Genomic DNA, 24,669 nt, shown 5'->3' on the forward strand with positions numbered 1-24,669 from the left:
GCTTCATGCGCGCATCGAGGTCGGCGTGGATGGCCTCCCCCTCGACGAGCCGCATCTTCTCCAAGGCCCCGAGCGCCTGGTCCAGCGCCGCCGTCACCGCGGGCGTCGCGGACTCCAGGTCGACGCCCTTCTCCTCCAGGCGGACCACGCCCTGCTGGTTGGCCACCTGGGACCAGGTGACGTCCTGGGAGAGGCCCAGCTCCTTGGCCAGCTCCCGGAAGGTGCGCAGGTACTCGCGCGCCAGGTTGAGGTCCACCGTGGGCACGGTGCCCGAGGCCGTGGAGGACTGCCGCTTCACCAGCAGCTCCACCGAGCCACGCGCCAGCCGGTCCTTCACCTGCTTCGTGACGAGCGGCTCCAGGGAGGCGAGCTCGCGCGGCAGTCGCGCCTTCACCTCGCAGAACTTGTGATTGAGCGAGCGCAGCTCCACGGAGACCTCTTCGTCTCCCACGCGCGCGCGGCCCGCGCCAAACCCGGTCATGCTCTTCAGCATTGGGCGGTTGCTAGGGGCTTTCCGCCCGCAGGTCAAGCAGCGTGCTTGCACGCCTTTCAGTTCTGTGTAGGGTCCGCGCCGCGATGTCCTGGCACAAGCGGCTCGAGTTATGGGCGAAGCTGGCACTCGCGCTCGTGGCGTCCCTGCTGTTCTGGCGCCCCGGCCGCAAGCTGCGCCCCGGAAAGTCTCTCCCCGTCCCCCGGAAGGTGCTGCTCGTGCGGCCCGACAACCGCGTGGGCGAGGCCCTCCTCACCACCCCCCTGCTGCGCGCCCTCAAGGCCCAGGTCCATCCCGCGCCCGAGGTCCACGTCCTGGTCCACGCCAAGGTGGCCCGGGTCCTCGCCAACCACCCCGACGCGGACCAGGTCATCGCCTTCGACCGTCGCCACATCTGGGCCGGTCCCCTGGCCCCCGGCATCCGCTCCCTGCGTCAGGCGAACTACGACCTGGTGGTCGACTGCGCCAACTGGGAGGCCCCGTCCGTGACGAGCGCGCTGGTGTCGCGACTGGCCGCGCCTCGCGCCGTGGTCGTCGGCCCCAAGGTCTGGCCCGTGACGTACCTGCACTCGCTCTCCGTTCCCGCGCGGCCCGATACCCGCAGCGAGGCCGTCCAGCGCACCCACCTGCTCTCCCCCGTGGCCGGCAACGAGCTGGCCCGGGAGCTGTCCTTCCGGGAGCCGTACATCCGCGACTCCTTCCGCACGTTCCTGGAAGAGGACGCCTCCATGCCGTGCGCGGTCATCAACCCCGGCGGCCGGCTGGGCCCCCGTCGCATCCCTCCGGAGGCCTTCGCCGCCGCCGCACGGGCGTTGCTGGAGGCGGGCCGCACGCCCATCGTGACGTGGGGGCCCGGAGAGGAGGAGCTGGCGAAGGCCGTGCTCGTTGGCGCGCCCGGGGCCCGACTGGCGCCTCCCACCAACCTGGATGAGCTCGCGGCCCTCATGCGCGCCGCCGGCCTCACCGTGTGCAACAACACCGGGCCCATGCACCTGTCCGTCGCCGTGGGTGCGCCGACGTTGGCGTTCTTCCTCCGGATGGACATGGAGCGCTGGGGCCACGCCTATGGCCCACACCGCATGGTCGACCTCACGTCCATCGTCGATGGCGCGGGAGGACAGGGGCTCGAGGCTCGCGCCGCCGAAGAGGCGCGGTCCTTCGCCGCGAAGCTCACCCCTTAGGCGCGTCCTCGCGAGTCATCAGCTCGGGAAGCAGCTGCGGCACGCCGTCCTTCACCGGCCACGAGGCACGGCAGGCCGCGCAGTGGAGCCGCTCCGTGGCGCCAGTCCCCAGGACGACGAGCGCCCCCTTGCATCGGGGGCAGCCCAGCACCGCCAGGAGCGGGGCATCCATGGGCTACTTCGCGTCCTCACGCCCGAGCCGACGCGCCAGCTCCGTGGTGCTGTGGTTCTTCGGGTCGCCCGACACCGCGGTGCGGCCACCGTAGGCACGGACCTCGTCACCCTCGGGGATGCTGTCGGGCGTGTAGTCCGTGCCCTTCACATGCACGTCCGGCTTCAACACCCGGATGATGCCGCGCACGTTCGGCTCGTCGAAGACGATGACCCGGTCCGTGCACGCGAGGGCGGCGACCAGCTCCGCGCGCTCGTTCTCCGGGATGTGCGGCCTGCCAGGCCCCTTGTACGCGCGCGTCGAGGCGTCCGAGTTCACCGCCACCACCAGCACGTCCGCCAGCTCGCGCGCGCCCTCCAGGTAGCGCACGTGGCCCACGTGCAGCAGGTCGAACACACCGTTGGCGAGCGCCACCGTGCGGCCCTCCTGCTTCCAGCGGGCCCTCGCCTCGGCCACCTGCTCGAGCGACTGAATCTTCTCCAAGGTGCTCATCGCGAGCTCCGCAGCTCCGCCAGCAGCTCATCCCGGGACACCGTCGCGGTCCCCGGCTTCTGCACCACCATGGAGCCAGCCACGTTCGCCAGCCTCGCCGCCTCGCCGAACGAAGCTCCAGCCGCGACGGCCAGCGAGAAGGTCGCAATCACCGTGTCGCCTGCGCCCGTCACGTCCACCGCGGCCTTCGCGCCGTGCACCGGGATGAGGTCCACGCCGCCGTCCGCGTCGAAGAGCGCCATGCCGTGGCGGCCCCGCGTCACCAGCAACGCACGACACCCCAGCCGGCGCACCGCTTCCTTCCCGGCCAGGAGCAGGTCCTGCTCCGAGCGCACGGGCCGGCCCGCGAGCGCCTCCAGCTCGGGCTCGTTGGGCTTGCACACCGTCAGGCCCGAGAACGACGCGAGCGCATAGCGACTGTCCACGCACACCGGCAGCCCATCCGCCGCGAGCTTGCGGAGCACACCTCGCACCTCGTCGTTCAGCACCCCCGCGCCGTAGTCCGAGACGACCACCGCGTCCGCGTCCCGAGCGGCCTGCTCCACGTGACGGGCCAGGGCCTTGCGCACCCGGGGCGGCAACTCCGAGCGCTGTCCCCGGTCCAGGCGCAGCATCTGCTGCCGCGTGGTGCTCAGGCCACCGGCCAGGATGCGCGTCTTCGTCTCCGTCGCGATGTCTCGACCGCCCACCGCGTGCAGTCGGACGCCGGCCTCGGAGAACAGGTGGCGCAGCTCGCCGCCCATCTCGTCCGCGCCGAGCACACCGACGGCCGTCACCTGGCCCGTCAAGGCGCGGACGTTGGCCGCGACATTCGCGCCTCCGCCCAGCTTCACCTCCGCGGACTCGTAGCGGACGATGAGCACGGGCGCCTCGCGGCTCACCCGGTCCGTCTGTCCGTAGATGTAGTGGTCTGCGACGAGGTCCCCGACCAGCAGCACGCGACGACGCGAGAACGCGAGCGGCAGGCGAGAGGGCAAGGGCGAGGAGCGAACGGGCGAGACCGCGGCCATGGCGGCGGTTTGTCCCACAGCCCCCCTCGTCTCACAAGTCGCCTGACGCGCCCGCCAGCCCGAGCGCCCGATACAGGTGGGCCGCTCCCTCCAGCACCTCCACCCCCAACCGCACCTTCCACGCCTCGAACCCGGGAGGCAGCCGCACCGCGTCCTTCTCCGTCGTCGTCACCATCACGCCGCGACGCGCCGCCCGCTGGACCACGTCCTCCAGCTCCTCGGCAGTGAAGCGGTGATGGTCCGGGAACAGCGCCGCGTCGACGACCTCCACCCCCAGCGTCCTCAGGGTCTTCAGGAAGCCCCCCGGCCGGCCAAGCCCCGCCAGCGCCAACACGCCCTGCCCTCTCAGGCGCTCCGGTGGATGCGACATGCCCTCCGGGTCCACCCATGCCGAGGGCCCATAGCGCGCTCGCACCCGGGGAATCGACTCGGCTTCTCGCGGAAGGCTCACCGCTGGGGGCTCACCCACGGCCGCCGCGGACGTGCGCACCCAGAGCAGCGTGGCGCGTCGAATCGATGAAGCGGGCTCACGCAGCGGACCTCGCGGAAGCATGTGGCCATTGCCCAGCCCCACCGCCTCGTCCACCACCACCAGGTCCTCGTCCCGCGCGAGGCGACGGTGTTGAAAGCCATCGTCGAGCAACACCGTGTCCAGGCCGAACTCGTCCCGTGCTCGCAGCGCACTGGCGACCCGGTCGGGATTCACGAAGAGCCTCACGCTCGGACATCGCGTCGCGAGCAACAGCGGCTCGTCTCCCGCGTCCTCCACCGAGGGGAGAGGCTGTGCTCCCGTGAAGGTCAGCGGCTCCCGTGAGCGCCGACCGTAACCTCTCGTGAGGATGCCGACCTTGCGCCCCGCCCGGACGAGCTGCTCCGCCAGGTACAGCACCGCGGGCGTCTTGCCCGTTCCGCCCACGTTGAGGTTGCCCACGGAGAGGACTCGGAGTCCCTCGACACGCTCGGCTCGCAGCAGCCCCTTGTCGTACAGGGCTCTTCGCAGTTGCACCGCCGCGGCGTAGCTCCACGACAACGCCGTCAGCGGAGACAGCAACGCCCTGCGGCCCCAGTCCTCCGGTGACGGTGGGTAGAAGACCCGCTCGATGGCGGTGGGCGACTCGGAGGCGGGAGGACTCAAGACCGACGGGCTCCCATCGCCCGGAGCGCGCTGGGCTCGACGTCCGACATGGACCTCATCGAGGAGCCCCGTTGGCCGCCTCGGCGTACATGGCGAGCACATCGGCGGCGATGCGCGCGTTCGTCGGATGGGCCACCGGCGCGAGCACTCCCGAGAGCGCCGCCGTCACGACGGCTTCGGGCGTGGGCTCGGCCACTCGCGCATCCGCCAGGTCCGGCAATGCGCCTTCGTCCACCGCGACCACTCGGACACCACACGCTCGCGCCTGGGCCGCGGCCCTCGCGCTCCAGTCATTCCCCAAGCCCAGCAGCCAGACCTCATCCAGCGCCTTGAGCCAGCGCGCGAAGGCCGCGCCCTGCTGATAGCCCGCGAAGGTCACCGCGTCCGTCAATCCCAGCGCAGCCACCTGATGGCGCGTCGCCTCCAGCAACGCTCCGTCACCCACGAGGATGAAGCGCGCGTGAGGATGGTGCTGGCGGTATTTCGCGAAGGCCTCCACGCCAACCGCATGGCGCCTCGAAGGCTGGAACGTGGAGACCATTCCCACCAGCGGTCCGCCCATGAGCCCCAGCTCGCGCCGGAGCGACTCGCGGTCCGCTTCGGGCCGGAACCTCGGGTCCACCAGCGCCGGGAGCACCCGGGCTCGCTTCCCTCGCTCCAACAGCCTCGGCAACAGCGCGCTCGCCGGAACCGTGTACGCGTCCGCCGCGGGCAACGAGGAGCGCAGCGAACGGGGCGCATGCAGCGAGCGCACCAGCACCGCGCCTCGGGGACGTCCCCACCTCGCGAGGAAGTGGTCGTGACTGAAGTGCGAATGCACCACGTCCACCTGCCGCGCGCGCAGACGCCGCGAGTCGCTCCACATGCGCCACGGCGGCGACTTCACGGACAACTCCAGGCCGCCTTCGTCCAACAGGCCGAGTTCCTGGAAGCGCGGCACCGCGGGCTCCTCCGCCGGCACGTCCTTGCGACGACGGTCCACCGCCACCGTCACCTCGTGCCCCGCCTCCCGCTGCGCTCGGGCCAGCAGCGCGACGTTCTCCGCGGGTCCACTGAAGAACGGGCTCGCGAGCAGGTGAAGGATGCGCATCCGCTCAGCGCCTCACCAGCGTGCGGTACAGCGCCTCCAGCGCGTGCGCCTCATGCTCCACGCCACACCGCCGACGTGCCTCCTCGGCCGCGTTGCGCCCCACCTGCCGCGCCCGCTCCGGCTCCCGCATCAACATGTCGAGGAGCTCCCGCAGCGCCTTCACGTCTCCCGGCTCGAAGAAGAAGCCCGTGCGGCCATGCTCGATGAGCGTGTCCAGGTACGGCAGCTTCGATGCCACCACACAGCAACCCGACGCCATCGCCTCCACGTGCACCAGCGAATACCCCTCCGCGTAGGACGGGTGCACCAGCACCGTGAGCCCCTGGTACCAGGGCTCGATGACCGACTGCTCTCCGGCCAGCGTCACCCGATCCTCGATGCCGGCGCGCAGGCCGTTCACCCAGTCCAGATCCGCGCCCTTCGCCAGGCCCACCAGCACGCCCTGCCACTCGGGGTGCTCGGGTAGCAGCGGACGCACCGCATCCAGGAAGTCGCCCTGCCCCTTCTCCTTCCGGATGCGACCGATGACGCCGATTCCCAGGCGCCCACCCTGCCCCAGTCGCTCCCAGGCCTTCTGTCGGTCCTCGGGTGGATGGAAGCGCGTCAGGTCGATGCCGTGCGAGATGACCGTCGACGGCAACGCGATGACGTCCGCCACCTGCTTCGTCAACGACACCAGCGCGTCCGCGCCCCGCGCGATGAAGCGCGTGAAACCACTGGGCGCCATCGACGTGTGCCGCGTGAACACCAACCGCACCTGGCGGCCCACCAGCTTCAACAGCATCCCCGCGAGCAGCTCGTTGTTCCGATGCGCGTGCCATACCACCGGCTCCGAGCGCGCCCTGCGCAGCAACTCCGGCCACGTGATGCGCGGCAAGCCCTCGCTCAGGCCCGAGCCGATGACCCGCGTCTCCGAGCCCGAGTCCTTCACCAGCGCCGGCACCACCGACTCGACGTGACGCGTGACGCCCGTGTACCGGTTGTGGAAATGCGGGTGGATGATGAGCGTCATCGCGGCTCCGCCCTTCCGTGCGGGAAGAGCGACAGCATCGCCTCGGCGTTGCGCTCGCTCGCGCCGGAGATCCGGCCCACCGTCTCCAGGGCCCGGGCCCCGAGCTCATCGATTCGCCTCGGGTCCTCCAACAGCTCCGCGAGCCTCGCGTGCAGCTCCTCCGCGTCCGCCACCTGGATGCCTCCGTGCTCCGACAACACCGCCACACTGTCCCGGAAGTTGTCCATGTGCGGCCCGAACAACACCGGCTTGCCCTGCCCCGCCGGCTCCAGGATGTTCTGGCCACCGCGCTTCGTGAACGAGCCTCCGACGAAGACCACCGTCCCCAGTCGGTAGGCCCGCGACAACTCGCCGATGGTGTCCAACACCACCACCTGCCCTCGCTCGGGGTTGCCCTTCGAGCGCAGCCCCACGCTCAGCCCCGCGTCCCGCGCGAGCGTCACCACCCGCGCCGCGCGGTCCACGTACCTGGGCGCAATCACCAGCCGCAGCTCCGGCCACTTCGCGAGCAGGCGCCGGTAGACTCCCAGCAGCGCCTCCTCCTCCCCCTCGTGAGTGCTTCCGGCAATCCACACGGGCGCGCCCACCGGCAGCCCCAGGACCTCGCGCAACGTGATGTCCTCCGGCGCGGGCCCCGAGGCCAGGGAGTCGAACTTCGTGTTCCCCGTCACCATCACCCAGTCGGGACGCGCGCCCAGACTCCTCGCCCGCTCCGCTTCGTCCTCGTGGCGCATCAACATCAGGTCCAGGTCCTTCAGCGGATTGCCGATGAGCCCGAACAACGCCCGGTAGCGCCCCACGTTCGCAGGCGAGAAGCGGCCGTTGGTCATCACCACGCGTGCCCCTCCGCGCTTCGCCGCGCGGATGAGGTTGGGCCAGATCTCCGTGTACTCGAGGACCAGGATGTCCGGCCGGAGCGCATTCATCGCCCGCCGCGTCGCGCCCCACAGGTCATACGGCACGTAGATGACGCCATCGATGTCCTTGGCCAGCCGCCCCGTCGCCATCGCATGTCCGCTGTCCGTCATCGTCGACAGGATGAGCTGGCAACCCGGGAAGCGCGCTCGCAGCGGCGCGAACATCGGGGAGAGCGCGAGCAGATCCCCCGCGCTCGCTCCGTGCAGCCACACCACGGGCCCATCGCCCCTCACGGGCAACGCGCCCGGGGAATAGAACCCCAGTCGCTGCCACAGGCCATGACGCGTCTTCCGGTGCACACACAGCACCGGGAGGAGCAGCGGGAAGAGCAGGTACGTGGCGAGGATGTAGAGGAGTCGCATGGACGGCTCCCCGGCCCTCTATCAGATGCCAGGGGTCCGAGGCAGCACACGCACGGGATTCGGAACAATCCAAGGTCGCCATTCGGACCCGAAGAAGCGTCCGGGCCCCTTCGCCCAGACCTCCACCCGCACCAGCCCCTCCCCCGTCAGCTCCACCGACGTGCCGTCCTCCCCCAGTCGGCCTTCTCCCCACACCTGCACCCGAACCGTGTCCACGTCCGGCAACCCCGGCAGGCGCACCTTCAGGACATCCCCCACCCGGGCCTCGCGCTGCTCCGGGTCCACGCCCTCCAGGGCGAAGCCCTCGGGCTCCCCCAGCGCGCGGAAGGAACAGAGCGCCGAGCCTCCTCGCAGCGCTCTCGTCACGAGCGCCGCGGCCACCTTCGCATCCTTCGGCAGGGGCGAGGGGAGCTGCTCGGGCGGGAGGTACATCGCGAGCGAGCTGAACACGGACTCGTACGACGGCAGGCCATGCGCATCATGCGCGCAGAAGGAGCGCTTGGGCTGCTCCCGCGAGAGGTCCATGAAGCGCTCGCCGGGCTCGGGCTCGGGCGCGACGAGCAGCATCACTCCATGCATCGGGTTCGCGAGATACGCGCCCACGGCCGGCAGCAACCGGCTCACCGGATTGCGCATGGCGTGACGGAAGAACGTGTCCGCCGAGTACAGCTCGAACCCCTTTGCCTCACGGGCGGTCGGCTCGTCCGTCCACGGGTTCTTCTTCTGCACCGGATGCGCGAGGACCGTCATGCCTCCCGCGGCCTCCACTGCCCTCACCGCATCCGCCGCGGGCATCCATCGCGTCATGCCCTCCAGCGGGCGCTCCATGCCGAACGCGACCAGGTGCCCCGCGGACGTCGAGATTTCAACGCCGGGAATCAGCAGCACGCCATCGCCCCAGGTCGGCGCGGGCGGCGTGAAGTCGTTGTGGTCCGTCAACAACACGAAGTCGAGGCCCGCGGCCTTCGCCGCGAGCACCACGTCGAGGGGACTGCCTCGTCCATCCGAGCGCGTGGTGTGCACGTGGAAGGCGCCCCGAATCCACCTCGGCTCGCCCTCCTTCGGGGGCACCACCGGGTATGTCGTGTACGAGGCCGGGAGCGCGAAGAAACCGCAGAGGCCCAGGAGGAGGAGCAACAGGCCCACCAGTGCGCGAAGCCCCTTGCCGAGCGCCACACGAAGTCGGCTCATCGCCCCTCTTCTCCACGTCGCGCAGGGACGACGTCGATGGATGTCACGATGAGGGCAACGCCCCTGGCGCCGCACCGAGGCAAAGCCTGTGACGACTCCAGCATCATTGTCCGGACCTCGGCCGTCCCCGAAACAGGCGCTCCACCACGTTCAGTCCCGACTCCTGGCGCGGGGACCCGGCTTCGCCGCACAGGCGTGGCGCGCACGAAGGAGCCTTCCGGCCAGCCCCCATCCGCGGGCCGACCGCACCGCTGCGCGCCAGCCCAGCACTCGCTCCGACGTATTGGCGCGGCTCCTGCGGAGACCACCGCGTCCCGCGACAGGTCCTGTGCCTGGATGCCGCCACACGAAGGCCTGCCCAGGCGCACCAGCGCCCGGTCCGACGGCGAGCGAACCACCCTGGTTCGTCGACGACGAGCCCCGCCCCGAGAGGCGTCTTGCCGCATGGGTGCGCTGCACGCCGGGACTTCGCTCCACCCGACATGAACCCGTGACTCCCGGACAGGCGTCTCACGGCATGCCCTCGGCTCCAGGGGACCGCGCTTCACGCGGCGCCTCGCTCGAGGGTGCCCTCCGTCTGCATCTTCCACAGCGCCGCGTAACGCCCGCCCCTCGCGAGCAGCTCCGCGTGCGAGCCGCTCTCCACCGCCCGCCCCGCCTCCATCACGTGGAGCACGTCCGCGTTCACCACCGTGGACAACCGGTGCGCGATGACCAGCGCCGTGCGCCCCGGCAACACCGCCGCCAGCGCAGCCTGCACCTCGCGCTCGCTCTCGGGGTCCAGGCTGCTCGTCGCCTCGTCCAGGACCAGCACGCGCGCTCGCGCCAGCACCGCCCTCGCGATGCAGAGCCGCTGCCGCTGACCACCGCTCAACGTCACGCCGCGCTCGCCGATGCGCGTGTCGTAGCCCTGGGGGAGCGCCCGGATGAACCCGTCCGCGTTCGCCACCTTCGCCGCCGCCTCCACTTCCTCACGCGTGGCGTCCGGTCGCGCATAGCGAAGGTTGTCCAGCACCGTCCCCTGGAACAACAACGGCTCCTGCGTCACCAACGCCAACTGCTCGCGCAGGCTCGCCGCCGTGTACCGGTCCATGTCCACGCCGTCCAACAACAGCCTCCCGGACTGGGGCCGCTCGAAGCGCAGGAGCAGCGACGTCACCGTGCTCTTGCCCCCACCACTGCCTCCCACCAGCGCCGTCACCTGCCCCGCCTTCAGCTCCAGCGTCACGCCCTCGAGCGCGCGCCGCTCGCCATACGCGAAGCTCACGTCCTCGAAGCGCACCGACTGGGACAAGGGCGGCGCCGACACCGCATCCGGCGCGTCCTGCACCGGGTGCTTCAGGTCCAGCAATGCGAAGAGCCGCTCACCCGCCGCCCCCGCCTGCATCGCGAACTGCGTCACCCGGCCCAGGTCCTTCACCGGCTGGTACACCAGGATGACCGCCGTCAGCAGCGACAACAGCGCCTCCGGCTCCATCAACTTCGCGCTCGCCGCGAAGGCCAACGCCCCCGCCAGCGCCGCCGCCGCCAGCACCTCCATGATGCCGGGCACCCCGCCTCGCGCCCACGCCGCCCCGACCACCGCCTCCTCGTGCGCCTTCGCGTGCGAGGCGAAGCGCGCCAGCTCCGCCTCCTGTCCGTTGAACGCCTGAATCGTCCGCAGTCCGCCGAGCCCCTCGTGGAGCTGCCCCGCCAGATGCCCCAGCTGCGTCTGCCCCTCGCGCGTGCCCTTGAGCACCTTGCGCGTCAGCCGCGACGCCGGCAGCGCCGCGAGCGGAATCACCACCAGCATCAGCCCCCCCAGCAGGGGGCTCATCGACAACGCCACCCCCGCCAGGATGATGACCTGCAGGCTGTCCCGCAGGTACGAGCCCACCGTGTACATCGCCGCCGCCTCCACCGCCGCGACGTCCGACGAGAACCGACTGAGCAGGTCTCCCTGCCGCTCACGCGCGAGCTGCGCCGGCGACAACGACGTGAGCTTCACGAAGAGCTCCCGCCGCAGGTCCTTCACCACCCGCTGCGCGAAGAGGCCCATGAAGTAGAACTGGCCCAGGTACCCCACGCCCTTCACCGCGCCCACCACCACCATCATCAGCGGGAAGCCCCACAGCGCCGCGTCACGCGGCAGGTCCGAGAGCCACGGCACCCGGTTCGCTCCGCCGAAGCCCTCCTCGCCGCCCGACAGCAGGAAGCGCAGCGCGGGGCCCGTCAGGTACGCGTACGCCCCCGTGGCGATGCCCACGAACGCCATGCACACGAACGCCACCACGAGCACCGCCGCATGCGGGCGCGCGTAGCGCAACAATCGCCAGAGTGTCCGCCCCATCTGCCTACCGTCCCACCTTGCGCAACGCCGCCTTGGCCAGCTGCGAGTACGGGTTGTACTCCAGCACCTTCAGCAGCTTCTTCCGCGCCAGCGGCGCATCCCCCAGGTCCGTGTCGATGATGGCCGCGATGATGTGCAGCCGCTCCACGTACGGCCCCAGGGACAACGCCTTCTTCAACACCTTCTGCGCCTTCTGCGCACGCTGAACCAACGGACCGCCCGCCCCCTGGTACGTCGCCCAGGCGAGGAAGGAGTAGTACTCCGGCTCGCGAGGGTTGAGCGTCACCGCCTCCTCGAACGCGTGCATCGCCGACAGGAAGTCCCGCCGCTTCAGCGCGGACTCGCCCCGGCGCAGCGCAATCTCGGCGTCCACCACCACCGCCGTGTTGCGCCCCACGTCCAGCTTGCTGAAGAGGTACTGGAGGTACGCCTTGCGCTTCTCCTCCACGCTCAACACCCGGTAGGACGCCGACAGCTTCTCCTGCACCGAGTCCAGCAGGTCCTTCAGGTCCGAGATGTCGTACTCGGCATACGTGTCCGGGTGAAAACGCATCGCCGTCTCGTGGTACGCGCGCTCCACCGCCTCCGCGTCCGCCGCGATGTCCAGCCCCAGGCTGCCGAAGTAGCTGCGGGTGATGATGCGCACCGCCTCCTCGCGCAGCGACGCCGCCGTCTCCACCGGCAACGACTTGCGCTTGCGCGGGCCAATCCGGTCCGGCACCACCGCCGCCGACAGCACGTCCGCCCCCGTCGCCACCGGCGTCGGGGAGAACGTCACGCCCCCCGTCAGCTTCAGGAACCACAGGAGCGAGTACGCCGCGCTCAGCTCCCCGCGGCCATGCGCGAGCAGCTCCTTGAGCACGATGCGGCCATTGACCTGCATGGCGATCTTGATGTCGTCCGTGTCCAGCGCCATCGCCTGCAAATCACGGCCGAACTCGGGCGAGCGCACCGGGTACTCCCCCAGGTTCGCCTTCAGCGACGCGGCCATCACCTTCAGCGGAAAGGTGCGCCGCGCGCCCTCGAGAATCTGCGCCAGCGGCGGCAGGTCCACCGACGCCACCTCCGCGGTGAACTCGTCGCCGGAGTAGAAGGCATACCGGCCCTCGCGCATGCCCAGCACCCGCGCCAGCTTGTCGCGCGTGTAGTCCCGCAACAACTGCGACAACTCCTCCCCCACCAGCTCCACGCCCGCGTCCGCCAGCGCCGAGCCGATGCGCAGCCCCGAGCCCAGCGCCTCCACCACCTGCTCCGCCTGCGCGGGCGTGGCGAGCTTGCGCTCCACGAGGTAGCGCGGCAGCGAGTCCTCCTTCACCGTCGAGTCGAAGCTCACCGGCCCGCCGCGCAGGAAGTACACCCGCCGACTCAGTCCCCGGTGCGCCACCACCAGCACCCCATCCCGACGCAGCCGGTGGATGGAGTGCAGCAGGCCGGGCAGCGGATAGCCCTTCAGCTCGCCACTGTTCACCGCCGGACGCGACAGCGTGGACGCCAGGCCCGACAGCGGCACCGCCTGCGCCGCGCGCACGAGCGACTCCAGCCGGGGCACCAGCTCGCCGGGCTTGAGCGGGTCCGCGACGTACGCGTTCACCTTCAAGTCCAACACCGAGCCCACGCCCCGCGCCCGCCCCAGGTGCCCCTTGTCGATGGCGACGATGGGCACGCGCCCACCCTGGCTGTGCCCCCGGATGAGCTGCACCACGTGCGAGCCCTCCACGCGCGGCAGGTCCACCGACAACACCATCACATCCGGGTTGTCCGCCGCGAAGTGCTCCAGCGCCGCGATGGGGTCATTCACCGCGCGCACGGAGTACCCGGCCTGCGAGAGCAGGCCCGTCAGGTGCTCGAGCGTGGGGGGATGGCTCTCGGCGAGCAGAAGCGTCTTCAAGGGTTGGCGCAGTCTACACCTTCACCCCGGCTTGCATCAGGGTACGATGCGCCCCCCTCACATGACGCCCCCGCCCCGAATCCTCGTCGTGGCAGGCGAGGCCTCCGGCGACGCCCATGCCGCAGAGCTCGTCGCCGCCCTCCAGGCCCGCCGTCCGGACCTCACCTTCTTCGGCATGGGCGGCTCGCGCCTGGCCGCCCGGGGAGTCGAGCTGCTCTTCGACGCCCGCGAGGTGTCCGTCATGGGCATCACCGAGGTGCTCCCCCGCATCCCTCGCATCCTCCAAATCATGAAGGGCCTGGCGAACGCGGCCGCCGAGCGGCGCCCCGACGTCGCCATCCTCGTCGACATCCCGGACTTCAACCTGCGCCTGGCCGAGAAGCTCAAGGCCCAGGGCATCCCCGTCGCCTATTACATCTCGCCGATGATCTGGGCGTGGCGCCGCGGCCGGGTGCGCACCATCAAACGCCTGGTGGACCGGATGCTGTGCATCCTCCCGTTCGAGGAGGACTTCTACCGGGAAGCCGGCGTCGCCGCCCGCTACGTGGGCAGCCCCGTCGTCGAGCAGGTCCCCGCCCCCGACAGCCCCACCGCGTTCCGGGAGCGCCTGGGCCTGGCCAGGGAGGCCCCCACGCTCGCGCTCCTGCCGGGCAGCCGGATGAGCGAAATCCGCCGGCTGCTGCCGTCCATGGTGGACGCGGCCCGCCGCCTGTCCGCCGAGCGGCCCGGGCTCCAGGTCGTGGTCCCCGTGGCCCCCACCATCCCCCGCGAGGAGGTGCTCTCCCGCTTCGAGGGCAGCGGCCTGACGCCGGTGCTGGTGGACGGGCATGCCCCGGAGGTGGTCGGCGCCAGCGACGCGGCGGTGGTCGCTTCCGGGACCGCCGTGCTGGAGGCGGGGCTGATGCAGCGCCCCCTCGTCGTCATCTACCGGGTGTCCCTCATCTCGTACTGGGTGGGCCGGCTGATGCTGAAGGTGGCCTTCGTGTCCCTGGTCAACCTGCTGGCCGGGCGGCGCGTGGTGCCGGAGCTGCTCCAGGGGGAGATGACCCCCGAGAGAATCGCCGACGAGGTCCGCAAGGTGTGGCTGCCGGGGGCCGCCCGGGACGAGATGCTCCAGGGGCTGGGAGAGGTCCGGGGGCGGCTGGGCGAGGCAGGGGCCGCCACCCGGGCGGCGGAGACCGTCATGGAGCTACTGCCCCCGCGCGCCATTTAGGGTATGTCGGCCCGGCCATGAACCCAGCGCTGGTCTGCATCCCCACCTACAACGAGCGGGAAAACATCGAGGCCATCACCCTGGCGGTGCTCAAGGCCGACCCGCGCGTCGACATCCTCATCGTCGACGACAACTCGCCGGACGGAACGGGGCACATCGCCGACCAGCTCGCCGCCAAGGAGCCCCGCGTGCGGGTGCTCCACCGCGAGAAGAAGGAGGGCCTGGGTCGCGCCTACCTCGCCGCCTTCCGCTGGGCCCTGGCGGAGGGCTACACGTACATCCTGGAGATGGACGCGGACTTCAGCCATGACCCGCGCTACCTGCCCGGGTTGATGGACGCGGCCGAGGCGGGCGCCGACCTGGTGCTCGGCAGCCGCTACGTCACGGGCGGCGGCACGGTGAACTGGGGCGTGGGCCGCCAGGTCATCAGCCGCGGCGGCAGCCTCTATGCCCGCACCATCCTGGGCGTGGGCGTGCAGGACTTGACTGGCGGCTTCAAGTGCTTCCACCGCCGGGTGCTGGAGACCCTCGACCTGGATGCCGTACACAGCACCGGGTACGCGTTCCAGATCGAGCTCACCTACCGCACGCTGAAGAACGGCTTCACCGTGCGTGAGGTCCCCATCATCTTCGAGGACCGCCGCGTGGGGCACTCGAAGATGAGCAAGAAGATTTTCGCCGAGGCGCTCACCATGGTGTGGAAGCTGCGCCTCACGGTGTAGTCGCAAAGGTCGTGCGGTGATGAAGGACTACCTGACGCAATTCCTCGTCGCCCTGCCGGCGGTCTTCTTCGTGGTGGACCCCATCGGCGTGGTGCCGCTGTTCCTGGCCATGACGGCCGGGGACACGAAGGAGAAGATACGCCGCACGGCGATGCGCGCGTGTCTGGTGGCGTGCGGGCTGATGACCTTCTTCGCCCTGTTCGGCACCATCATCTTCAAGGTGTTCGGCGTGTCGCTGGGGGCCTTCCGCGTGGCGGGCGGAATCCTCCTGCTCATCACCGCGCTGGACATGCTGCGCGCGCGTCCGTCCGAGACACGCACCACCCCCACCGAGGAGCAGGAGGGCGTGGTGAAGGAGGACGTGGCCATCGTCCCCCTCGCCATCCCGCTGTTGTCGGGGCCCGGAGCCATCGCCACCGCCATGGTGCTGATGGCTCGCGGCAACTCCAACTCGATGGCCTCCACCCTTCCGGTGCTGGCGGCCATCCTCCTGACGTTCGTCTTCAGCTACTTCATCCTGCGCGCCTCCGGGCTCGTGCAGCGGGTGCTGCGCCAGTCCGGCGTCGCCATCGTCGAGCGTGTCATGGGGCTCATCCTGGCCGCCATCGCCGTGCAGTTCATCGCGGACGGCGCCAAGGAATTGCTGAAGTAACCTAGTTGCCAACGACCCAGGTGGGGCCCGCGCGGCGCAGCGTGCCCTGGGGCTTGCCCTCCAGGGTGAGCTCGTCCGGGCCCGCGCGGCGCGCGTCGTACGCGTAGCCCTCGCGAATCTCCTGGAGGTAGACGACGACGGCGTCCAGCACGCTGTCCTGCACCACCTTGAAGGTGGAGTCGCCGCAGCGGGGCTCATCGCCTTCAAAGAAGCGCTCCAGCATGGACTGCTCCGGGCGGCGCACGTACACGCGCACCGGCGTGGGCTCGTGACGGCCCTGGGCGGCGATCTCCTCCACCACCCGTGACGGTGTCGGTTCCTTCAACACGGATTGAACCAGGCTGCACTTGTCCGCCTCCACCTCCCGCCGCACGGCAAGCGGCGCCTGATGCGCGCAGCCCGCCCCCACCAGGAGCGCCATCCCCACCACGCCCCAGGTCCACCGTTGGAATCGGTCCATCCGCTGCTACCTCCTCGTCACTGCGTCCGTCCGCTACAGCTTCCTCCACCGCGGCGAGAAGGGAGCGCCGGCGAGCACCGGGTCCTCCACCGCGATGATGTACTCCGCCCGGCGGTTGGCAGCCTCCGCCGTCTCGTCCGGAGTCCGCACCGCGGGGGACTCCTCGCCAAAACCCTCGTAGAAGATGGGGACCTTCAGCCCTCGCTGACGGAAGGCGGCGGCGATGCTGCGCGCGCGCTTGAGCGACAGCTCGCGGTTGTCCGCCGTAGCGCCCACGGTGTCCGTGTGGCCCAGCACGTACAGACGAACCGCCGCGAAGCGGCCGTATTTCGCCAGCGCCTCCGCAATCAACGCATGGCTCCTGTCCAGCTTGCCTCGCTCGCCGGCGGGAATGTCCGCGCGCCCCGAGGCGAAGCCCACCTCTTCATGGGGAATGTCCACGCGCCACGGGAAGAGGTCCACACCCGTGTAGAAGTCCGATGTGTCGAAGGCTCGGAGGGAAATCTTCATCACCTTCCCCTCGGCGGCCGGCCAGCTCAATGACAGCGGCGTGCCCGCCTTCTCGCCCTTGAAGGCCACCTCCCCCTCGAAGGCCTTCTTCCCCGTGTCCATCAGCACGGTGAGCTCCACGCGGCTCGCGGGACGCGAGAGCTGGAAGCGCAGCGTGCGCCCCGGCACGTCCACGTCCTCCGGGCGCACGTCCAGGCGCAGCGGCCCGTTGAGCTCCGTGTCGAAGGACAACGGCAGGCTGCCCGACTCGGCGTTGGCGAAGCGCACCACCAGCTCGCCCTCGTAGTGGAAGCGGCCCTCGGGCTGCTCCAGCTCGATACGCCGGGTCATGCCTGGCTTCCCGCCGCCCTTCACGTCGACCACCTTCCCGTCGTCGCGTTTGAGCTTCACCTCGAAGCCCGCGATGGGCTCCTCGATGTGCACGAGCAATGCCGGGAGCTTCTCGCCCACCGCGGCCCGGCCCTCCAGGGACACGCGGATGGCGTCGGCGAACGCGGGCAGGGGTGTCGAGGCGACAAGACTGAGCAATAGAACCAGGCGGGCATTCATGGCGCGGCGTCGACTCCGGCGTCGCGGGTCGCCGTGCAACAGCGACCCGGATGGGTGGATTCCTCCGCGCCAGGGTAGGACGGTGTCCCCCGCGTGGAAATGCTTCGCGAGCGTGGAAACGCCTCGCGAGCCAGACGCGAGAAGCGCGCCGACATTCATTCCCGCGCGCCACACCCCTCAGGGCAGCCGGGGGGACGGCCACCAGGCCCTCTCCTGCCCGGGCGCGAGAAGGGGGCCGCTACCGCACGCCGACGAGCGTGATTCCCGCCGCGCGCGCGTTGGCGAAGAGCTCCGGCGCGTCCAGCAGCACCGTGCGCCCGGCCTCCAGCGCCAGCACCCGGGCGCCCACTTCCTTCATGACCTCCAGCGTGCGGGGCCCCGCGGCGGGCAGGTCGAAGCGCAGGTCCTGCTGCGGCTTGCAGCGCTTGACGACCACCGCGCCCGCGCCGCCCAGCTTGCCGCCCCGGCGGATGGCCTCGTCGGTGCCCTCCACGGCCTCGAGCGCCAGCACGTGGCCCTGGTGCACCACCACCGTCTGGCCCACGTCCGCCTGCCCCAGCAACGCCGCCACCTCGCGCCCCAGCGCCACGTCCTGCTGCTGCGTGGAGCTCAGCTCGGGGCCGGCCAGGTGCCCCTCGGGGCACAGCACCTCCCCGAGGAAGTCCGTGGGGGCGATGATGGTGATGCCGCGCGACTCGAAGTCCGCGGCCACCGCGCGCAGCAGCGCATCATCCCGGAAGCTGCGCAGCCGGGAGATGATGCGCACCGCGCCCAGGTCCGGCCGGGCCTCGGACAGGGCCTTCACCCGGCCGATGCCGCCCGCCATGGCCGCCTGCTTCACGCCCGCGGCGACGAAGGCCTTCTGGATGCGGTTGACCTGCCCCACCCGCACCCAGGTGAGCGAGCCCACCTCCGAGGCCAGGGCCGGGTTCGTCTCGCCCTTGTGGGCCACGGCCACCACCTCCAGCCCCCGGGCCCGCGCGGCGCGCGCGAACAAGAGGGGAAGCTGACCGTTGCCCGCGATGAGGCCGATGCGACCGTCCGGAGGTGCGTGCTCCATGTCCACAGCCTAGCGCGTCAGGCCGCGCTTGCTCTGGGAGATGAAGGACACCAGGTGGTCCACTTCCGGGTGGCCGCCCAGCTCCGTGCGCAGCCGCCCCAGCGCCTCCTGCAGCCCCAGCTTGGAGCGGAACAGGATGCGGTGGGCCTCCTTGATGCGCTCAATCTGGTCCTTGGTGAACCCGCCGCGCTCCAGACCCACGGTGTTGAGCCCCACCAGCTCCGCCCGGTCTCCCTGCGCCGTGGCGTACGGGGGGATGTCCATGGTGACCATGGCACCGCCGGAGATGAAGGCGAAGCGGCCCAGGCGGGTGAACTGATGCACCGCCGCCAGGCCGCTGATGATGACGTGGTCCTCCATCGTCACGTGGCCCGCGAGCGCGGACCCGTTGCCGATGCGGCACCCGTCGCCGACGACGCAGTCGTGGGCGACATGGCTGTTGGCCATGAAGAGGTTGCCGTTGCCGACGCGCGTGGCGCCGCCGCCGCCCGCCGTGCCCTTGTGCAGGGTGACGAACTCGCGAATCTGGTTGTCGTCGCCGAGCGTGAGCTCGGTGTCCTCCCCCGCGTACTTGAGGTCCTGCGGGTCCGCCCCCACCGAGGCGAACTGGAAGATGCGGTTGCGCGCGCCGAGCGTCGTGCGGCCCTCGATGACGACGTGAGGGCCCACGTGGGAGCCCTCGCCAATCGTCACCTGCGGTCCGATGACCGAGTACGGTCCAACGTGGACCGACTCGTGCAGACGCGCATCGGGGTGAACCACCGCGGTGGGATGAACCTGAGCCATGTCGTCTCCTCTACCTCGCGGGCCCGCGGTCAGGACGCCGCGCCCTCTTCCGCCGTCGCGCCCTTGTCCTTGTCCACCACCGTGGCCAGGAACTCGCCTTCGGCGACCTTCACGCCATCCACCGTCGCCGTGCCCTTCGTCTTCCACACGGCGCCCTTGTGGCGCAGCACTTCGATTCCCAGCTGCAGCCTGTCTCCGGGCACCACCGGCTTGCGGAAGCGCGCCCCGTCCACGCCCATCAGGTAGGTCACCTTCTGGCTCGGGTCCATGTTCTCGCTCTTGTACGCGAGGATGGCCGAGGCCTGGGCGAGCGCCTCCAGGATGAGCACGCCGGGCATCACCGGGTGGCCGGGGAAGTGGCCGTTGAAGAAGGGCTCGTTGATGGTGACGTTCTTGTAGGCGGTGATGCGCTGGCCGGGAACAATCTCCACCACCCGGTCGATGAGGAGGAACGGGTACCGGTGCGGCAGCAGGTTCTGGATTTCGCCGATGTCCATCACGGGCCCTTCTCCTTCTCGAGCTGCTCCACCCTTTTGCGCAGGGCGCGCATTTCCTTGAGCAGGTCCGCCACCTGCCCCGAGGCCGCGCTGGCCCGGAGCCACTCACGGTGGGGGATGGCCGGGCTGCCGCTCACGATCTGTCCGTCCGGGACGTCATGGGCCACGCCGGACTGGGCGCCGACCTTGGCGAGGTCACCCACGCGGATGTGGCCCACCACGCCCACCTGGCCCGCGAGCACCACGCCGGTGCCCACCTCGGCCGAGCCGGACACGCCCGCCTGCGCGCAGATGAGCGCCAGCGGCCCCACGCGGACGTTGTGGGCGATCTGCACCAGGTTGTCGAGCTTGGTGCCGCGCCCCACCACCGTCTCGCCCACCGTCGCGCGATCGATGCAGGTGCACGCGCCCACCTCGACGTCGTCCTCGATGCGGACGATGCCGACCTGGGGAATCTTGAAGTGCTGGGGCCCGTCTTCCCCTTCCGGGTCGAAGGCGAAGCCGAAGCCGTCCGCGCCCACCACGCTGCCGGCGTGGAGGATGACGCGCGAGCCCACCACACAGCGCTCGCGCACCGTGACGTTGGGGTGCAGCACGCTGTCCTCGCCGACGGAGGCGTGCTCGCCCACGTAGGCGCCGGGATACAGCACCGAGCGCGCGCCCACCTTCGCGCCCGCCTCCACCGTCGCGCCGGCGAGCACGCTGGCCTCCGGGTGCACGGTGGCCTCCGGGTGCACCCACGCGCCCGGGCGGATGCCGGGGGCGGGACGCACGTCGGGGTGGAACACGCGCAAGAGCCGCGCGTAGGCCAGGTGCGGATTGGACACGCGCACCAGCGCCACGCCCTCGCGGGCCGGCTCGCTGGTGCCCACCAGCACGGCCGAGGCGCGGGAGGCCTCGAACTGGCGGCGGTAGCGCGTGTTTCCGTAGAAGGACACGTCTCCCGGGCCGGCTTCCTCGAGCCCGTTGAGTCCGTGGATGAGCTGCTCAGGGTCGCCGAGAAGCTCGCCACCGACGAGGGCGGCGAGCTCCCCGAGCCGTCGGGGTGCGGGAGAGGTCTTCACGGGAGCGCGGGGCTACTTCGTCGGGGCGTCCTTGGCCGCCGTCGTCTTCTTGCCGGAGCCGTTGTAGGCCCGGATGACCTCGTTGGAGATGTCGTACTGGGCCTTCGCGAAGACGATGCCCGAGTCCCGCTTGTCCAGGACCATGCCCAGGTCATCGCGCTGCGCGATGGAGGCCACCACCTGGTCGATCTTGTTGATGATGGGCTCCATCTCCTGGCGCTCCTTGTTGGCCGCCTCGCCCCGGCTCTTCTCCCACTTCTGGGCGAGCACCATCACCTTCTTCTGCAGCTCGCCCTCCTTCTGGGCGCGCACCTCGGCCGTCATCGCGCTCGCCTGCTTGTCGAGCGTCTCCTTCTCGGCACGCAGGGCGGTCTGCTCCTTGTCGATCTCCTTCTGCTTGTCATCCAACCACTTCTGGAGACGGGCCTTGGCGGCCTTGCCGTCATCCACCTCGAGCAGGACGCGCTGGAGGTCCACGTAGGCGACCTTCAGTTCGGCGGCCGAGGCGGCCACCGGCAGGGCAAGCGACAGGACGGCGGCCAAGGCCGCGACAGTGGTGCGAAGCGACATGTTCAACAGCTCCTCAGGGAAGGGTACAGGGTCCGACGTCAGACGCCCGGGCTTGTTCAACCCTTCCCGCCAGGGCGGGGCCGGGACGACAGGCGACGGCTTATCAGAAGAAGTTGCCGATAGTGAACTCGAACAGAATCCGGTCGTCCTCCGGCCGCCTGGTGAGCGGGATGCCCCACTCGAAGCGCAGCGGGCCGATGGGGCTGAACCACCGGAACCCGAAGCCCGCCGAGTGGAAGAGGCCGAGCGGCAGGTCGTTCTGTCGGTCCTGGAAGAAGCGCTCGCTCGACGCGAAGGCGTTGCCGGCGTCGTAGAAGAGCACACCCCTCAGGCCGGCCTTCTCGAAGATGGGGAACTCCAGCTCGAAGTTGAAGACGAGCTGCTTGTTGCCGCCGACGAGGAAGTCCGTGACGGTGGCGTCCGGACTGCCGGAGCGGGGCACCTTCACCGAGGGGCTGATGCTGCGCAGGTAGTAGCCGCGGACGCTGTTGATGCCACCCACGTAGTACAGCTCGGAGATGGGCAGCGGCTTGTTCGAGTCGAGCTGCTGGATGTAGCCGATGGTGGCGTTCGTCTTGAAGACGAAGCCCAGCGGCATGGGGAAGTACAGGCGCGAGTACGCGGTGTACCGGTTGAAGAGGAACGTGCCGCCCAGGAAGTCCGGGGCCAGCTCCACCGAGCCGAAGTGGATGAAGCCGCGCGAGGGGAACAGGCGGTTGTCGCGGCGGTCGAACGAGAGCGACAGGCGCGCCGCGCTGGTGGTGCCGGACAGGAACTGGTTGGCCAGCAGCACCGCGCCCAGGTTGGAGCCCGCCTCCACGTTCACCCATTCCCGGGTGTAGCCGATGGTGCCCAGCAGGTCGTCGATGAACTGGTAGCCGATGGAGACGGTGCCGCCGGTGGAGTTGCGGATGAAGCCGTCGTAGTCGGCCTGGACGCGGAAGAACTCCGCGGACAGGAGGTAGTTCGTGTCCAGGAAGTACGGGTCGTAGAACGACAGCTGCACCAGCGAGCGCAGGCCGGAGATCTGCGCGGACGCGGAGACGCTCTGGCCCCAGCCCAGGAAGTTGTTCTGGGCGATCTGCGCCGTGAAGATGAAGTTCTCCACGTTGGAGAAGCCCAGGCCCACCTGGAAGGTGCCGGTGGCCTTCTCCTTCACCTCCACCTGGAGGACGATGGTGTCGTCGGTGCTGCCGGCGCTCTGGGTGATCTCCACCGTCTCGAAGAAGCCCAGCGCGGTGACGCGGTCCTTGCTGCGGCGCACGCCGGTGCCGCTGTAGAGCTCACCCTCGTAGACGCGCAGCTCGCGGCGGATGACCTTGTCGCGCGTCTTGCTGTTGCCGACGACGTTGATGCGCTCGATGGTGACCTGGGGGCCCTTCTGCACGTCGAAGGTCAGGTCCACCGTGCGGTTGTTGGCGTTGACGCTGGTGACGGGGTTGATGTTCGCGTACGCGTAGCCCCGGTCGTAATACACGTCCGACAGGCCGACGATGTCCTGCGACAGCTGCGAGCGGTTGAAGCGCTGGCCCGGCGTCGACTTCATCAGCTGCGCCATGCGCTCCTTCGACACGTCGTCGAGCAGGTCGCCGGAGAAGTCGATCTTCCCGATGTCGTAGGCCTCACCCTCCTCGATGCGCAGGGTGATGTAGATGTAGCGCTTGTCGGCGGAGAGCTGGACGGTGGGCTTGTCGATCTTGACGTTGATGAAGCCCCGGTCGAAGTAGGCGATCTGGATGACGGCCAGGTCGCGCTGGAAGGCCTCCTCGCGGTAGGTGCCCTCGCCGGTGAAGAAGGAGAAGTAGCCACCCTCGCGGGTGATCATCGTCTCCTTGAGCTCCTGGGCGGGGACCTTCTCCGCGCCGATGAAGGTGATCTGCTTCACCATCACCTTGGCGTGCTCGTTGATGATGATGATGACGTCCACGCTGCCCCCCGTCTCGGAGGGCTTGATCTGGTGGGTCACCTCGGCGAGGAAGTAGCCCTTCTCCACGTACTTGGCCTGGATCTTCTTCACCGTGCTGCGCACGGCTTCCATGTCCAGGATGGTGTTGGGCTTGGCGTCGAGCTCGTCCTTGAGGTCGTCGCGGCTGAGCTCCTCGTTGCCCTTGAGGTTCACGGCCCGGACGATGGGCCGCTCCTCCACGCGGACGACGTAGGCCACGCCCCGGGGCAGCCGCTGCACGAGCAGCTCCACGTTGGTGAAGTAGCCCAGGGCCCAGACGGCGCGGAGGTCCTCGGCGGACTTGGACGCGTCCAGCGTCTGGCCCACCCGGGTGCGCAGGGCGCGGCGGATGGCCTCGGCCTCCACGCGCTTGTTGCCCTCGACGCGAATCTCCACCACCCGGTCGGGGTCGCCGTCCTCGGGGGGAGCCTCTTCGTCGACGGGGGCGTCCGGGGGACGCGCGGGAGTCGGGGTTGCGGGCGCGGGGGAGCTCGGAACCGGGGCCTCGGAAGGCGCACCCCCGTTCACCTGCGCCTGGACGGAGCCGGGCACGAGCGACCACAGGACGACCGCTAGCAGCGGGAGCAGTGACTTGCGCGACAGAACGGGGTGCCTCAAGGGGAGACCGGCCAGGAAAAGGCGGGGCAATCTACGAGAAGGGGCCGAAGACCCTCAATCCAAAAGCGCGGAGCCATCAAGCCTCCGACACCTGCCCCCCTGCCAACCGCAGGCGGCGGGGCATGGAACGGGCCAGGGTTTCATTGTGGGTGACGACCACGGCGGTGATGCCCAGGTCCCGGTTGACGTCCCTCAGGAGCTGATGGATGCCCTCGCCCGTGGCCGGGTCCAGGTTGCCGGTCGGCTCGTCGGCGAGCAGGACGGCGGGCTTGAGCACCAGGGCGCGCGCCAGGGCCACCCGCTGGGCTTCACCACCGGACAGTTCCCCCGGCCTGTGGTCCACCCGCTGTCCCAGTCCCACCCGCTCCAGGAGCTCCCGGGCGTAGGTATAGGCGCCGGCGCGGTCCTTGCGCTGGATGAGCGCGGGCATGGCCACGTTCTCCAGGGCGGTGAACTCCGGCAGCAGGTAGTGGCTCTGGAAGACGAAGCCCATCGTCTGGTTGCGGAACTCGGCGATCTCCGCGTCGTTCATGGCGAACACGGAGCGGCCCTCGAAGAAGACCTCCCCGGCGGCCGGCGCGTCCAGGGTGCCCAGCACGTGCAGGAAGGTGCTCTTCCCCGCGCCGGAGGCGCCCACCAGCGAGACGAGCTCTCCCTTGCCGATGTCGAGCGACACCGCGCGCAGCACGTCGATGCGCTTGCCGTGCAGGAAGTAGCTCTTGAAGACGTTGCGGATGGACAACAGCGTCATGG

The 24,669-nt window shown here is 70.1% G+C and carries 24 protein-coding genes (1 of these 24 running past the window's edge); 4 read left to right on the plus strand and 20 right to left on the minus strand.

What is annotated here, in order from left to right; genetic code table 11:
• Positions 1 to 493 carry the 5' portion of a YicC/YloC family endoribonuclease gene (locus AC6JA9_RS27905; protein ID WP_141331812.1) on the minus strand. It extends 386 nt beyond the left edge of the window, so only the first 493 of its 879 coding nucleotides appear in the window; its start codon is at positions 491 to 493; its stop codon lies off the left edge, out of view.
• A gap of 83 nt (positions 494 to 576) precedes the next feature.
• Here AC6JA9_RS27905 and AC6JA9_RS27910 point away from each other — a divergent pair, with 83 nt between their 5' ends.
• Positions 577 to 1,671, plus strand: coding sequence for a glycosyltransferase family 9 protein (locus AC6JA9_RS27910; protein WP_497958104.1), 1,095 nt, complete (start codon positions 577 to 579; stop codon positions 1,669 to 1,671).
• On the opposite strand, the gene AC6JA9_RS27915 is transcribed toward AC6JA9_RS27910, so the two are convergent.
• The 10 genes from AC6JA9_RS27915 to AC6JA9_RS27960 all read right to left on the minus strand — a co-directional run bounded on the left by AC6JA9_RS27915 (position 1,661) and on the right by AC6JA9_RS27960 (position 13,270).
• Entirely contained in the window at positions 1,661 to 1,843 is a 183-nt protein-coding gene (locus tag AC6JA9_RS27915; protein ID WP_497958105.1) for a Trm112 family protein, read from the minus strand. The genes AC6JA9_RS27910 and AC6JA9_RS27915 overlap by 11 nt on opposite strands.
• A gap of 3 nt (positions 1,844 to 1,846) precedes the next feature.
• Positions 1,847 to 2,335 carry an adenylyltransferase/cytidyltransferase family protein gene (locus AC6JA9_RS27920; RefSeq protein WP_046714800.1) on the minus strand — a complete coding sequence of 163 codons (489 nt, stop codon included), beginning with the start codon at positions 2,333 to 2,335 and terminating at the stop codon, positions 1,847 to 1,849.
• Entirely contained in the window at positions 2,332 to 3,345 is a 1,014-nt protein-coding gene (locus tag AC6JA9_RS27925; protein WP_497958106.1) for a bifunctional heptose 7-phosphate kinase/heptose 1-phosphate adenyltransferase, read from the minus strand. The genes AC6JA9_RS27920 and AC6JA9_RS27925 overlap by 4 nt, the downstream gene beginning before the upstream one ends.
• Before the next feature lie 31 nt (positions 3,346 to 3,376).
• Positions 3,377 to 4,480 (minus strand): tetraacyldisaccharide 4'-kinase, encoded by a 1,104-nt coding sequence (lpxK, locus tag AC6JA9_RS27930; protein WP_497958107.1) that lies wholly within the window; start codon positions 4,478 to 4,480, stop codon positions 3,377 to 3,379.
• A 55-nt stretch (positions 4,481 to 4,535) separates the two neighbouring features.
• On the minus strand, positions 4,536 to 5,570 hold the full coding sequence (locus AC6JA9_RS27935; RefSeq protein ID WP_497958108.1) for a glycosyltransferase: 1,035 nt from the start codon (positions 5,568 to 5,570) through the stop codon (positions 4,536 to 4,538).
• A 4-nt stretch (positions 5,571 to 5,574) separates the two neighbouring features.
• Positions 5,575 to 6,582: a glycosyltransferase family 4 protein gene (locus AC6JA9_RS27940; RefSeq protein WP_483578281.1), complete on the minus strand. Its 1,008-nt coding sequence runs from the start codon at positions 6,580 to 6,582 to the stop codon at positions 5,575 to 5,577.
• A complete protein-coding gene (locus tag AC6JA9_RS27945) occupies positions 6,579 to 7,862 on the minus strand; it encodes a 3-deoxy-D-manno-octulosonic acid transferase (protein WP_497958109.1) in 1,284 nt (427 codons plus the stop codon). The genes AC6JA9_RS27940 and AC6JA9_RS27945 overlap by 4 nt, the downstream gene beginning before the upstream one ends.
• A 21-nt stretch (positions 7,863 to 7,883) precedes the next feature.
• The gene (locus AC6JA9_RS27950) at positions 7,884 to 9,053 is read right to left on the minus strand and encodes a PHP domain-containing protein (RefSeq protein ID WP_267700339.1); all 1,170 of its coding nucleotides are present in this window, start codon (positions 9,051 to 9,053) and stop codon (positions 7,884 to 7,886) included.
• A 544-nt stretch (positions 9,054 to 9,597) separates the two neighbouring features.
• Positions 9,598 to 11,382, minus strand: a complete 1,785-nt coding sequence (locus AC6JA9_RS27955; protein WP_497958110.1) for an ABC transporter ATP-binding protein — start codon at positions 11,380 to 11,382, stop codon at positions 9,598 to 9,600.
• A 4-nt stretch (positions 11,383 to 11,386) separates the two neighbouring features.
• Entirely contained in the window at positions 11,387 to 13,270 is a 1,884-nt protein-coding gene (locus AC6JA9_RS27960) for a DUF4388 domain-containing protein (protein ID WP_223745839.1), read from the minus strand.
• Positions 13,271 to 13,331: 61 nt separating this feature from the next.
• Here AC6JA9_RS27960 and lpxB point away from each other — a divergent pair, with 61 nt between their 5' ends.
• From lpxB to AC6JA9_RS27975, 3 genes are read left to right on the plus strand one after another with little or no spacing between them, the layout of a single operon-like run.
• Positions 13,332 to 14,483 (plus strand): lipid-A-disaccharide synthase, encoded by a 1,152-nt coding sequence (gene lpxB / locus AC6JA9_RS27965; RefSeq protein WP_267700337.1) that lies wholly within the window; start codon positions 13,332 to 13,334, stop codon positions 14,481 to 14,483.
• Between the two features lie 17 nt (positions 14,484 to 14,500).
• A complete protein-coding gene (locus AC6JA9_RS27970) occupies positions 14,501 to 15,205 on the plus strand; it encodes a polyprenol monophosphomannose synthase (RefSeq protein WP_046714810.1) in 705 nt (234 codons plus the stop codon).
• Between the two features lie 19 nt (positions 15,206 to 15,224).
• Entirely contained in the window at positions 15,225 to 15,857 is a 633-nt protein-coding gene (locus AC6JA9_RS27975) for a MarC family protein (RefSeq protein ID WP_141331721.1), read from the plus strand.
• A 1-nt stretch (position 15,858) separates the two neighbouring features.
• Here the strand turns inward: AC6JA9_RS27975 and AC6JA9_RS27980 are convergent, their stop codons facing one another.
• The 9 genes from AC6JA9_RS27980 to AC6JA9_RS28020 form a co-directional block, all read right to left on the minus strand.
• Entirely contained in the window at positions 15,859 to 16,317 is a 459-nt protein-coding gene (locus AC6JA9_RS27980) for a hypothetical protein (protein ID WP_046714811.1), read from the minus strand.
• 33 nt (positions 16,318 to 16,350) lie between these two features.
• A complete protein-coding gene (locus AC6JA9_RS27985; protein WP_497958111.1) occupies positions 16,351 to 17,376 on the minus strand; it encodes an OmpA family protein in 1,026 nt (341 codons plus the stop codon).
• 238 nt (positions 17,377 to 17,614) lie between these two features.
• Complete coding sequence (locus AC6JA9_RS27990; protein WP_223745836.1) at positions 17,615 to 18,436, minus strand: LpxI family protein; 822 nt, start codon at positions 18,434 to 18,436, stop codon at positions 17,615 to 17,617.
• Positions 18,437 to 18,445: 9 nt separating this feature from the next.
• Complete coding sequence (gene lpxA, locus AC6JA9_RS27995) at positions 18,446 to 19,222, minus strand: acyl-ACP--UDP-N-acetylglucosamine O-acyltransferase (RefSeq protein ID WP_046714813.1); 777 nt, start codon at positions 19,220 to 19,222, stop codon at positions 18,446 to 18,448.
• Positions 19,223 to 19,251: 29 nt separating this feature from the next.
• Positions 19,252 to 19,719, minus strand: a complete 468-nt coding sequence (fabZ, locus tag AC6JA9_RS28000) for a 3-hydroxyacyl-ACP dehydratase FabZ (protein WP_046714814.1) — start codon at positions 19,717 to 19,719, stop codon at positions 19,252 to 19,254.
• A complete protein-coding gene (gene lpxD / locus AC6JA9_RS28005; RefSeq protein WP_223745835.1) occupies positions 19,719 to 20,783 on the minus strand; it encodes a UDP-3-O-(3-hydroxymyristoyl)glucosamine N-acyltransferase in 1,065 nt (354 codons plus the stop codon). Before lpxD ends, fabZ begins: the two co-directional genes overlap by 1 nt.
• 12 nt (positions 20,784 to 20,795) lie before the next feature.
• Positions 20,796 to 21,353, minus strand: a complete 558-nt coding sequence (locus AC6JA9_RS28010) for an OmpH/Skp family outer membrane protein (protein WP_223745834.1) — start codon at positions 21,351 to 21,353, stop codon at positions 20,796 to 20,798.
• A 103-nt stretch (positions 21,354 to 21,456) separates the two neighbouring features.
• Positions 21,457 to 23,697, minus strand: coding sequence for an outer membrane protein assembly factor BamA (gene bamA / locus AC6JA9_RS28015; RefSeq protein WP_223745833.1), 2,241 nt, complete (start codon positions 23,695 to 23,697; stop codon positions 21,457 to 21,459).
• Between the two features lie 295 nt (positions 23,698 to 23,992).
• Positions 23,993 to 24,667, minus strand: coding sequence for an ABC transporter ATP-binding protein (locus tag AC6JA9_RS28020; RefSeq protein WP_046714818.1), 675 nt, complete (start codon positions 24,665 to 24,667; stop codon positions 23,993 to 23,995).
• Positions 24,668 to 24,669 lie beyond the last annotated feature (2 nt).

This window comes from Myxococcus sp. MH1 (assembly GCF_059738865.1).

Excerpts from the sequence above, each read along its gene's own strand:
- AC6JA9_RS27975 (WP_141331721.1), top strand. The coding sequence starts at position 15,225 with ATGAAGGACTACCTGACGCAATTCCTCGTCGCCCTGCCGGCGGTCTTC.
- lpxB (WP_267700337.1), top strand. The coding sequence starts at position 13,332 with ATGACGCCCCCGCCCCGAATCCTCGTCGTGGCAGGCGAGGCCTCCGGC.
- AC6JA9_RS27910 (WP_497958104.1), top strand. The coding sequence starts at position 577 with ATGTCCTGGCACAAGCGGCTCGAGTTATGGGCGAAGCTGGCACTCGCG.
- AC6JA9_RS27945 (WP_497958109.1), bottom strand. The coding sequence starts at position 7,862 with ATGCGACTCCTCTACATCCTCGCCACGTACCTGCTCTTCCCGCTGCTC.
- AC6JA9_RS27955 (WP_497958110.1), bottom strand. The coding sequence starts at position 11,382 with ATGGGGCGGACACTCTGGCGATTGTTGCGCTACGCGCGCCCGCATGCG.
- AC6JA9_RS28020 (WP_046714818.1), bottom strand. The coding sequence starts at position 24,667 with ATGACGCTGTTGTCCATCCGCAACGTCTTCAAGAGCTACTTCCTGCAC.
- AC6JA9_RS27925 (WP_497958106.1), bottom strand. The coding sequence starts at position 3,345 with ATGGCCGCGGTCTCGCCCGTTCGCTCCTCGCCCTTGCCCTCTCGCCTG.
- AC6JA9_RS27990 (WP_223745836.1), bottom strand. The coding sequence starts at position 18,436 with ATGGAGCACGCACCTCCGGACGGTCGCATCGGCCTCATCGCGGGCAAC.
- fabZ (WP_046714814.1), bottom strand. The coding sequence starts at position 19,719 with ATGGACATCGGCGAAATCCAGAACCTGCTGCCGCACCGGTACCCGTTC.
- AC6JA9_RS27940 (WP_483578281.1), bottom strand. The coding sequence starts at position 6,582 with ATGACGCTCATCATCCACCCGCATTTCCACAACCGGTACACGGGCGTC.
- AC6JA9_RS28010 (WP_223745834.1), bottom strand. The coding sequence starts at position 21,353 with ATGTCGCTTCGCACCACTGTCGCGGCCTTGGCCGCCGTCCTGTCGCTT.
- AC6JA9_RS27980 (WP_046714811.1), bottom strand. The coding sequence starts at position 16,317 with ATGGACCGATTCCAACGGTGGACCTGGGGCGTGGTGGGGATGGCGCTC.
- AC6JA9_RS27935 (WP_497958108.1), bottom strand. The coding sequence starts at position 5,570 with ATGCGCATCCTTCACCTGCTCGCGAGCCCGTTCTTCAGTGGACCCGCG.
- AC6JA9_RS27950 (WP_267700339.1), bottom strand. The coding sequence starts at position 9,053 with ATGAGCCGACTTCGTGTGGCGCTCGGCAAGGGGCTTCGCGCACTGGTG.
- AC6JA9_RS27915 (WP_497958105.1), bottom strand. The coding sequence starts at position 1,843 with ATGGATGCCCCGCTCCTGGCGGTGCTGGGCTGCCCCCGATGCAAGGGG.
- AC6JA9_RS27920 (WP_046714800.1), bottom strand. The coding sequence starts at position 2,335 with ATGAGCACCTTGGAGAAGATTCAGTCGCTCGAGCAGGTGGCCGAGGCG.
- AC6JA9_RS27970 (WP_046714810.1), top strand. The coding sequence starts at position 14,501 with ATGAACCCAGCGCTGGTCTGCATCCCCACCTACAACGAGCGGGAAAAC.
- AC6JA9_RS27985 (WP_497958111.1), bottom strand. The coding sequence starts at position 17,376 with ATGAATGCCCGCCTGGTTCTATTGCTCAGTCTTGTCGCCTCGACACCC.
- lpxA (WP_046714813.1), bottom strand. The coding sequence starts at position 19,222 with ATGGCTCAGGTTCATCCCACCGCGGTGGTTCACCCCGATGCGCGTCTG.